The 8813-nt window shown below is 68.0% G+C and carries 9 protein-coding genes and 1 pseudogene; 4 read left to right on the forward strand and 6 right to left on the reverse strand.

Going from position 1 to position 8813, the window contains the following annotated elements; all coding sequences use genetic code 11:
* Window positions 1-78 precede the first annotated feature (78 nt).
* Both ACWDA7_RS47245 and ACWDA7_RS47250 read right to left on the reverse strand, forming a co-directional pair.
* Window positions 79-1254, reverse strand: coding sequence for a HAMP domain-containing protein (locus ACWDA7_RS47245; RefSeq protein WP_450613676.1), 1176 nt, complete (start codon window positions 1252-1254; stop codon window positions 79-81).
* Window positions 1251-1922, reverse strand: coding sequence for a response regulator transcription factor (locus ACWDA7_RS47250; protein WP_361000552.1), 672 nt, complete (start codon window positions 1920-1922; stop codon window positions 1251-1253). The genes ACWDA7_RS47245 and ACWDA7_RS47250 overlap by 4 nt, the downstream gene beginning before the upstream one ends.
* A 187-nt stretch (window positions 1923-2109) precedes the next feature.
* Between ACWDA7_RS47250 and ACWDA7_RS47255 the strand changes: the two genes are divergently transcribed.
* Genes ACWDA7_RS47255 through ACWDA7_RS47265 form a run of 3 tightly spaced genes read left to right on the forward strand, consistent with a single transcriptional unit; the run spans window position 2110 to window position 4427 of the window.
* The gene (locus ACWDA7_RS47255; RefSeq protein WP_450613678.1) at window positions 2110-3072 is read left to right on the forward strand and encodes an ABC transporter ATP-binding protein; all 963 of its coding nucleotides are present in this window, start codon (window positions 2110-2112) and stop codon (window positions 3070-3072) included.
* On the forward strand, window positions 3069-3959 hold the full coding sequence (locus tag ACWDA7_RS47260) for an ABC transporter permease (protein ID WP_450613680.1): 891 nt from the start codon (window positions 3069-3071) through the stop codon (window positions 3957-3959). The genes ACWDA7_RS47255 and ACWDA7_RS47260 overlap by 4 nt, the downstream gene beginning before the upstream one ends.
* A gap of 3 nt (window positions 3960-3962) precedes the next feature.
* A complete protein-coding gene (locus ACWDA7_RS47265) occupies window positions 3963-4427 on the forward strand; it encodes a hypothetical protein (RefSeq protein WP_450613682.1) in 465 nt (154 codons plus the stop codon).
* Window positions 4428-5057: 630 nt separating this feature from the next.
* Here the strand turns inward: ACWDA7_RS47265 and ACWDA7_RS47270 are convergent.
* Window positions 5058-5228 (reverse strand): hypothetical protein, encoded by a 171-nt coding sequence (locus tag ACWDA7_RS47270; protein ID WP_450613684.1) that lies wholly within the window; start codon window positions 5226-5228, stop codon window positions 5058-5060.
* A 17-nt stretch (window positions 5229-5245) separates the two neighbouring features.
* Complete coding sequence (locus ACWDA7_RS47275) at window positions 5246-5854, reverse strand: hypothetical protein (protein ID WP_450613686.1); 609 nt, start codon at window positions 5852-5854, stop codon at window positions 5246-5248.
* Between the two features lie 836 nt (window positions 5855-6690).
* Between ACWDA7_RS47275 and ACWDA7_RS47280 the strand changes: the two genes are divergently transcribed.
* The gene (locus tag ACWDA7_RS47280; protein WP_450613689.1) at window positions 6691-7686 is read left to right on the forward strand and encodes an arsenic resistance protein; all 996 of its coding nucleotides are present in this window, start codon (window positions 6691-6693) and stop codon (window positions 7684-7686) included.
* A gap of 177 nt (window positions 7687-7863) precedes the next feature.
* Here the strand turns inward: ACWDA7_RS47280 and ACWDA7_RS47285 are convergent.
* Window positions 7864-7935, reverse strand: a pseudogene (locus ACWDA7_RS47285) (hypothetical protein); the annotation flags it as partial.
* Window positions 7936-8252: 317 nt separating this feature from the next.
* On the reverse strand, window positions 8253-8471 hold the full coding sequence (locus ACWDA7_RS47290; RefSeq protein WP_450613688.1) for a hypothetical protein: 219 nt from the start codon (window positions 8469-8471) through the stop codon (window positions 8253-8255).
* Window positions 8472-8813 lie beyond the last annotated feature (342 nt).

Below are 8813 nucleotides of genomic sequence, written 5' to 3' on the forward strand. Positions count from 1 at the left end.
CAGGGGCCTTACGGCTGCGCGGACTTGGCGACGGCAGCGGCACAGCACAGCCCAGCGATCACAGCGAGCGACGACCGGTTACCGGGAAAGGCTCAGTACGCCATCGTCGACGGTCGCTGCGACGCGGACGCTGCCGCGACCGTGCCGCAGTGCGTTGTCGACGAGGTTGCTGACGGCCGGCCGCAGCCACCGGGAATCGACGTCGACAACCACGTCGCTGGAGTCGACCGTCAAATCGCACCCGGCCCGCTTGGCGGTACGTCGATGCGGGGTGACAGCGGCGTCGATGAGGTTCGCGAGGGACGTGGGAACGCGCGTGACGTGGCCGGTGCTACCGAGTTCCTCCAGGCCCAGCAGCGCGTTGGAGAGGTCGATCAGGCGCTGGACCTCGGCGTCCACGGAACGCAGGGTCTCGGTGAGTTCTCCGGCGGAGCGGGGGCGGTGCAGGGCGAAGTCGAGTTCGGCGCGCATCAGGGCGAGCGGGGTCCGCAGTTCGTGGCTGGCGTCCGCGACGAACCGGCGCTCGCGCTCAGCCGACGCCTGAAGGCGGTCGAGCATGTGGTTGAGGGTGTGGCCGAGACGGGTGATCTCGTCGTCCCGGTCGGCGGGCACGTCCAGGCGCAGGTTCTGAGTGCCGTCGGCGAGGGTGGCGGCACCGCTGCGGTAGCGCTCGACAGGACGCAGAGCGGCGCGGGCGGTGCGGTAGCCCACGTAGGACGCAGCGATCAGGGTCAGGCTGGAAGCGATGGCCAGTTGGGCGAGGAGTTCGCGCAGCGCCTCGTCGCGGTGGCCGCGTCGTACGGCGGCGATCACGATCCGCCCTTGGCCGCCGACCATGACGAGATGGGCTTGCAGGCGCAGGGTGTCCGAGGTGATCGGCAGCAGGGAGCCGACCTCATGCCGGACTGTGGCTCCGCGCGCGACGGAGTCCACTTCGTCCGGAGTGAGCAGGATCTGCTGGCGGATGGCCGCGCTGGAGTCGAGCACCCGGCCGTGCGCGTCGAGGACCTGCTGGAGACTGCCCCTGGGGCCGGGCGGGAGCTGCGCCCGGTCGCCTACGGCGTGGTCGAGGCTGCGCTGATAGGTGGTCAGATCGTCGTTCAGCTGCTGGTCCAGGGCGGTTTTGACCCGCCAGTAGACGAAGCCCGCCGCGCCCGTCAGGACCAGCGACATGGTGATGGCCACGGCCAGCACGAGACGCGTGACCACAGGCAGCCGCCCAAAGCGCGGCAGCAGTCGACCCGGCAGGGTCATGGAGCCGTCTCCAGTCGGTAGCCGCGCCCCCGCAGTGTCGTGATGGTCGTACGGTCGAAGGCCCGGTCGACCTTGGCGCGCACCTTGGAGACGTGCACGTCGATGGCGTTGCTGCGCAGGTCGGCCTCGCCGTCCCACGCCTCCTCCAGCAGCCGTAGCCGCGACACCACGCACCCGGCGTTCTCCATCAGCACACGCAGCACGGCGAACTCCCGCCGCGACAGTTCCAACTCGGTGTCCGCGCGCCAGGCGCGCTGCCGCTCGGGATCAAGAACGAGGTCACCGACCTGGAGCCGGCCGGCCGGATCGGGGCGGCGCCGGGATATCGCGCGCAACCTGGCCAGCAGTTCCTCCATGGCGAACGGCTTCACGACGTAGTCGTCAGCACCGGCGTCCAGCCCGGCCACCCGCTCGTTGATCGCACCGCGCGCGGTGAGCAGGATCACGGGCACGTCGATGCCCTCGGCGCGCAGTGCCCGGCACACCTCCACGCCGTCCATGCCGGGCAGCATCACGTCCAGCAGTACGGCGTCCAGCCGGGGGTCGCGAGCGGCGGCCAGCCCGGAGGGGCCGTCATAGCGGCCCTCGGCGGTGTGTCCGGACTCGGTCAGGTAGCGGACGACCAGATCGGTCAGGCGGGTCTCGTCGTCGACGACCAGGCAGTGCATACCGTGCAGACTAGCCAGGCACCGGCTATGGCCCAGTCACTGGGAGACCTCCATGGTCTGGGTCGGCGGAACGACTTTGGACCGGAGCGGCTTCGGCGCGAGTGATCACGGCCCCGTAAGCCCCTTCCATCAGCGCTGACATCAGGCTTCATGGTTGCTTCATGCGCCGTCCCTATGGTTCGCGCTCATGAGCGAAGTGCTGGCGGTCAATGCCGCCGACCTCACCAAGACATACGGCACATTGACTGCGCTGGACCGGATCTCCATCAAGGTTGCCGAAGGCGAGGTCTACGGTCTTCTCGGCCCCAACGGCGCAGGCAAGACGACGTTCCTGCGGATGCTGTTCGGACTCATCCGCCCAGACAGCGGCACCTTGGAAGTCTTCGGCCGCTCGTGGGACAAGCACGGTGTCGCAGTGCTCGAGGGAGTGGCCGGCTTCATCGAGAGCCCCAAGTTCTATCCCGGCCTCAGCGGCCGGCGGAACCTGCAACTCCTCGCCGGATTCGACGGTGGGGTCGCATCCGACCGCATCGACGAAGTCCTCGACATCGTCGATCTCACCGACCGGCAGCGCGACAAGGTGGGCGGCTACTCCTTCGGCATGCGCCAGCGCTTGGGCGTCGCCGCGTCCCTGGTGCGCGACCCGAGACTCCTCATCCTCGACGAACCCGCCAACGGGCTGGACCCGGCCGGCATCCGTGACATGCGTGCCCTGGTCAAACGCCTCGCCTCGAGTGGCCTGACCGTGCTGCTCAGCAGCCATGACATGGGCGAAGTCGAGCAGATCTGCGACGACGTCACGATCATGCGCACCGGGACGGTCGCGTACCACGGGTCGATCGCCGCCCTACGCGAGCAGGCCCCCGCGCAGGCCCATCGCATTACCACCACTGACGACGCCGCCACCGAGAAACTCGTCCGCGCGCGGGGACTCGAGGTCGGTCACACCGTCGACGGCCTCGCCGTCCACGGATCGCATGGGGACATCGACGCTCTGATCACCGACATCGTTGGAGCCGGCATCGCCTTGCGCGGACTGGGTCTCGACAAGACGCCCCTGGAATCGCTGTTTTTCATGCTCACCGAGCCCACGCCAGATGCACCCCCCCTCGAGATCGACACCCCAGTGACCAGCGGAGCGCACCGATGACCACGACCACCACCGGGGTTCCCCGCACTCCGACCACCACCGCTTCCGCAGCGCCTGGGCGCAGCACCCGGCGCCCCGGCACCGGGACCGTCCTGCGTTGGGAGGTCGCCAAGCTCGTCGCACAGGCCCGCAGCCGCTACGCGATGCTCGTCTGCCTCATCGCGCCGATCGCCATCGTGCTCGTTTTCAACGGACAGCAGCAGTCGCCCAGCGACACGATCTACGGTCGGCAGATCCACACCAGCGGATACGCAGCGCCGCTGTTCATCCTCGCCTTCGGCTCTCAGTGGATCTTCCCGATGCTGGCAGCCCTCGTGGCCGGCGACATCTTCGCCAACGAGGACCAGCACGGCACCTGGAAGACCATCCTGACCCGGTCGGTCACCCGCAGCCAGATCTTTTGGGCAAAGACGCTCACCGCGACCCTGTTCACCGTCGTCTCGCTGGCCGTTCTGGAAGCGAGCACCATCGGCTCCAGCCTGCTGATCATCGGCACACAGCCCCTGGTCGGACTCGGAGGTCAGCTCATTCCCTCCGGCACGGCACTTCCGCTGGTCATCGCCTCCTGGGCAACTGCCCTGGCGCCGCAGATCGGGTTCACCGCCCTGGCCATCCTGTTGTCGGTCAAGACGCGCAACCCCGCTGCGGGAGTCGCCGTGCCGGTCGCCCTCGGACTGGTCATGCAGCTGATCGGCACCCTCGGCGGCATCGACCTCACTCGCCGGTTCCTGCTGACCACACCGCTGGATTCGTGGCACGGACTGCTCGCCGAGCACCCCTTCTACGGCCCGCTCACATTCGGACTGGCGGTCAGCGCCGCCTGGACCGCCATCTGCCTGGCGGGCGCCTACATCTCGCTGCGCCGCCGCGACATCACCGGAGGCTGAACCGTGATCCGCACCCGACTTGTCACCCGTGGCCTGATCGCCGCTGCGGCGGTCGCCGCCGTGGCCGTGTCCACCGCCTTCAGCACGCCCGACGTCACCAAGGCCCGCGTCGAGCGAGCACTGGCCCCGACGTTTGCGAACCTGTACGTCCAGCAGACAGCCATCCTCGGGATCCCTGGCATCACCGTCGCTGGAATCGACGCCTCAGCAGACTGTGACCGCGGCGGCCCAAAGGTCGCCGATGTCGGCTCTGGAACCGACTGGATCTGCATGGTCACCTTCCACGACGACACCCACCACGTGCAGACCGGGAAGTTCGAACTGCAGATCAGGGCCGACTCCACCTACGCCGCCGGTGGACCCTCCAAGCTCATCGGCATGGCGACCATCACCGACAAGAAGTCCGGAAAGGACGTCCCCAACCCGGTGTTCGAGTTCGACGGCACACTCGACCCGGACCACCCGTAGCGCGCAGCGGAGCCGGGCGCCTTGAACCAGCAGAAAAAGTTGTAACTCAGTCAGGCGCGTGGGGCTGCCCCACGCGCCCGATGCCTGACCGTGGATCACGGGGCAGGCAGTCCCAAGTGACGATCATCGTCAGGCGCAGGTCACCCGCCGCACCCAGGACAAGCGATACGACGCCGGGAAGGGGCAGACGATCGGCGTCATCATGGCCTTTTGCACGGGCATGAGGAACTGCCCCAACCAAGTGAACCAGTCCCACGCGTGGGAGGCGGTCAGTCGCGTACGGCACGAGGCGGGGAGTTTGCGCTTCTACTCCAGCGACCAGGTGGACACCGTCCTGGGCACACCCGCTTGTCGAATCAAGAGCACCCCCCGTCGGCACCAGGCTCCCGCCATTGCCGCTGCGTAATGACTTCAATCCCGTGACGGTCTTGAAAACCGTCGTGGCGCGAGCCACCGTGGGTTCAAATCCCACACCCACCGCGTGTTGGCCACATAAGGCCAGGTGAGAAGGGGTGTCCGGATCTTCCGGGCACCCCTTCGGTATTCGAACTGTCTCAGGGTTTCTCGCGTGTGCCCCGCTTCTGACCAGGGCGTGTGGCCCAGGTGTGGCCCGGAAGCGTGTCCTAAAGATCAGAGCGTGAGTACAGGCCGAGTGGAGAAATCCTCGTACATGTCTTCGCCGTCCGGGCCGTACACGAACTCGGCCATGGAGGGGTTGCGGTTCGCGGTGGCCAGGGGAAGCCAGGCCAGCAGGGTGCCGTAGCCGCCGCACACCGACTCGCCGCCGTCCCCGCCGTGCACCGCGGTGACGTCGCTCGTCAGCTCCGTGCTGTAGGTGTCATAGGCGATGCGCAGTCCGAAGGCGTTGGGCTGAGCGTGCGGGCCGGTTCGGTCCCCGTACGGATGCGGTCCATGGGGCAGGTGTCGCCCCATCGGAACAGGGTGTCCGCGCCGGCCCCGCAGGCGTGCTCCCACTCGTCGGAGGTCGGCATCCGCAGACCGCGGGCCGCGAGGACGGCTGGCATGTCGGCGGGGGGCTCGGTCAGGGTCTCGTCCTCCAGGGCCATGAGCACTGTGGCCAGAGTGACGGTCCGGCGGCGGCTGAGCACCTGCGCGAGGTGGGCTCGGAGATCGGGGCCGTAGCCGAAACCCTGCTCCAGACTCTCCTGGTAGTCGGCGGTCTGCTGGGGCGTCGGCTGCCAGGCGTCAAGGTCGAATCCGAGTGTCACCGCCCCACCGGGTATGAGCGCGAACTCCTGGGCGTTCCGCTCGATGCGGACGCGGTGCAGTGGGGCGCCGAGGTGTTCGACGGTCTCGACGGCGGTAACACGGCCGTCCACCAGATCCGCCGCCTCCTCGGCGACGTAACGTGCGGCAGGGAGGTCAAAGGACCGCCACTGGTCGAGACTGAGATCGGCGAGGGACATGCGCAGCAGTGTTGCACGCAGGTCTGACGCGGATCCTGACGGCAGAGGATGACGGCAACAGAGCCGTACGCACGGGGACCTTGACGGTAACAGGGGGACTGCCTTGAGCCCCTGGAGTAGGGACGCGGCAGCGCGCACGCGCGAGGGGATGAACTCCTAAAGCGGGTGTCGCAGGTTCGAATCGTGCCGGAGACACACGACTGAGGGCCAGTTCAGAGGCATGATCCCCTCGAACTGGCCTTTGCTTGGTAGCGACCTGTACGACCAAGGCCGCGGTCAGAACGAGCCTCCGGCGGGGGCGCTCAGGCTCCGGGATGGGGGCTGGGGAAAGGTGGGTCGAGGTGATCTGTCAGTGGCAGGGGTTCGCGGGTCGCCTGGCGGCCGGAGAAAGAGGCGTTGTCACCAGCGGCTCATAGCATCTCGGCTCATGGGATTCTTTGGATCTTTCGTGGTGGCCCGGTGCGACGGACCATTGGCAGAGCTGCCTGCGATGCGGCAGGCAGGCGGTGACCTGTCCTGGTCGGCTCAAGACGGTGCCTGGCAGATCCTGCAACTCCACGGCGGTGGTAGACCCGCCGGCTCGATCGTGCAGGATACGCAGGCTCCCGTGCTCGTCGCCCATGTGTTTGACAGTGATGTGGTCGCGGTGGAGGCAACCAGCCCGCAGGGGCCGGGGTGGACAGCACGCCGACGGATTGACTCAGCGCACGTCCCATGCCGGGGCCGCAAGATGACCTGTGAGGATGGACAAGCGGCTGTCATGAGGGCGGGCCGCTACGTAGTAGCAGGGAGCAGACGGGGTGCCTGAGCAGGGACCGGAGGGCCTGGTCGAGCGGATGGAACACCACCAGGTCGCGATCTACCTTGCGGCGATGGCCGCCGGGGGTCTGCTGGGCTGGCTGGCCCCGAGTGCCGGCCCCGGGCTTGAGCACGCTATTAGCCCCGTGCTGGGCGCTCTGCTGTTCGTCACCTTCCTCCAGGTGCCTGCCGCCGAGTTGTTCCGGTCCCTACGCGACGGCCGGTTCCTCACCGCTGCCCTGGTGGTGAACTTTGTGGTGGTGCCGTTGGTCGTCGCGGCAATGTTCACGTTTCTGCCCGCGGACCAGGCCGTCCGGGTCGGGGTCCTGCTGGTCTTGCTGTGCCCGTGCGTGGACTACGTGATCGTCTTCTCGGGGCTGGCTGGCGGCGCAAACCATCGACTGTTGGCCGCTACCCCGCTCCTGCTGGTGGCGCAGATGCTGCTGCTGCCGGGATTCCTGTACCTGTTCATGGGCTCCGACCTGGCCGAAATCGTCGAGGTCGGCCCGTTCGTGAAAGCCTTCACCTTCCTGATCCTCATCCCCCTCGTGCTGGCTTGGGCCGTACAGGCGTGGGCCGTGCGCCGCCCAGCTGGTCAGAAGGCCGCCGACGCTGGGAATACCACGATGGTGCCGCTGATGGCCGCAACCCTGCTGACGGTCGTCGCCTCCCAGGCGCCCAAGCTCGGCGACAACCTCGCCGATGTAGCCGCCGTCATCCCCTTCTACGCGTTGTTCCTCGTGGTCATGGCCTTCGCCGGGAGAGCTGTCGCCCGGCTCTTCCGCCTCGAGCCCTCGGCCGGGCGGGCGATCATCTTCACCGGCGCGACGCGTAACTCCCTGGTCGTGCTGCCCTTGGCCTTGGCCCTGCCAGACACCCTCGCCGTCGCTGCGGCCGTGGTGGTCACCCAGACCCTTGTCGAAGTCCTCGGCATGGTGACCTACGTCCGCCTCATCCCCCGCCTCTTGCCCGTCGGAGAATCGACCCGGCCGCCGAGCCCGCCGCCCACTGATCGCATCAGGGCCGCCGACTAGCTGCGACTGATCACTTCGATGCTCCTCAGCGGGCGAAGGGGCGGCCAACTCGCCATGACTGCCGTGACCTGGGCACGCCGCATTCCCGGCTGGGGTGCACAGCTTCTGGTCCAGTACGCCCAGCTCGCTGTCCGGGCTGCAGAAGGCGCAGGGTTCGATGTTCGGATCCGTCAGGGCGACGCGGGCCTTGTGGTCTCCGATCGGGTGCGTGCTGCCCGCGATCATCGTGCAGTCGTACGCATGGATCACGGCGGGCTCGGGACCGCTGGGCGTGCGTTTCTGCTGAACGACGAATCCCGATGCCGGTCGATCGCTCCGACTCGACGCGAAGGAAGGCGGTGCGACGGGACGCCGCCCAGGCTCGGCCCACGGGAGCGCCTAGGCGCCGGCTCTTCCGCGCGGGCCAGCGCCTCCCGTACGGAGTCGCGTTGGAGGCGCAGGTAGATGCCAACGGTCTCACTCTCGGCGATGCGTTCTTCGAGGAACGCGAGGATCGCCCGCAGCCGCGGTGCGTCAGGCGGCAGCGCGGCCACGGCTGGCAACGTCCCCGCACGAGATGAAGCGGCTCATCTCCCGCTCCTTCCTCCCCGCCCCGGGTTGCGCAACTCCCACCCCTCCGCCGACGTCCGGCCCCGCCCCTGCCAGTACGGGTGGAACAGCACCTCGCTCGACAGCCGGTGCAGGCGCCGCCGCAGCTCGGTTCGGCCGGGCCGCTCCGCGAGCTGCCGGTAAGTGGCCAGACAGGGGCCGCTGCCGTGCCGGATCTGCGGCGTCCGCGTGTCCACCCCTTCCACGTGGTCCTGCGGCGGCCGTGGTGGACCGCGTCGGCATCAGCCCCGGATGCAGCCCTGTCACAGATCGGAGCTCTGTCCGGTCCTTTACCCAAAAGGTGCAAATCTGGTCGGATTGATCTCAGCAGAACCCGGCCGAGGCCGTCCACGTCCCGCCGGGACACATGCTGCTCCAGCCGTCCACCCCGCCGTGGTCCTGGTCACCGCACCCGCAGCCGACCCACGTGAGAACGACAGCCACCTAGTGTGACGCGCCGGAAATGGCGAGTCTAAGTCTGTAGACTATTTCTATGTCGCATCGGGGTCCGCGTGCTGTCGAGGTCGTATTGTCCGACG

The organism is Streptomyces sp. NPDC001156 (assembly GCF_053598275.1).

Bases quoted from the DNA above. Each gene is read 5' to 3' on its own strand.
- ACWDA7_RS47280 (WP_450613689.1), top strand. From the start codon at position 6,691: ATGGAACACCACCAGGTCGCGATCTACCTTGCGGCGATGGCCGCCGGG.
- ACWDA7_RS47275 (WP_450613686.1), bottom strand. From the start codon at position 5,854: ATGTCCCTCGCCGATCTCAGTCTCGACCAGTGGCGGTCCTTTGACCTC.
- ACWDA7_RS47245 (WP_450613676.1), bottom strand. From the start codon at position 1,254: ATGACCCTGCCGGGTCGACTGCTGCCGCGCTTTGGGCGGCTGCCTGTG.
- ACWDA7_RS47255 (WP_450613678.1), top strand. From the start codon at position 2,110: ATGAGCGAAGTGCTGGCGGTCAATGCCGCCGACCTCACCAAGACATAC.
- ACWDA7_RS47250 (WP_361000552.1), bottom strand. From the start codon at position 1,922: ATGCACTGCCTGGTCGTCGACGACGAGACCCGCCTGACCGATCTGGTC.
- ACWDA7_RS47260 (WP_450613680.1), top strand. From the start codon at position 3,069: ATGACCACGACCACCACCGGGGTTCCCCGCACTCCGACCACCACCGCT.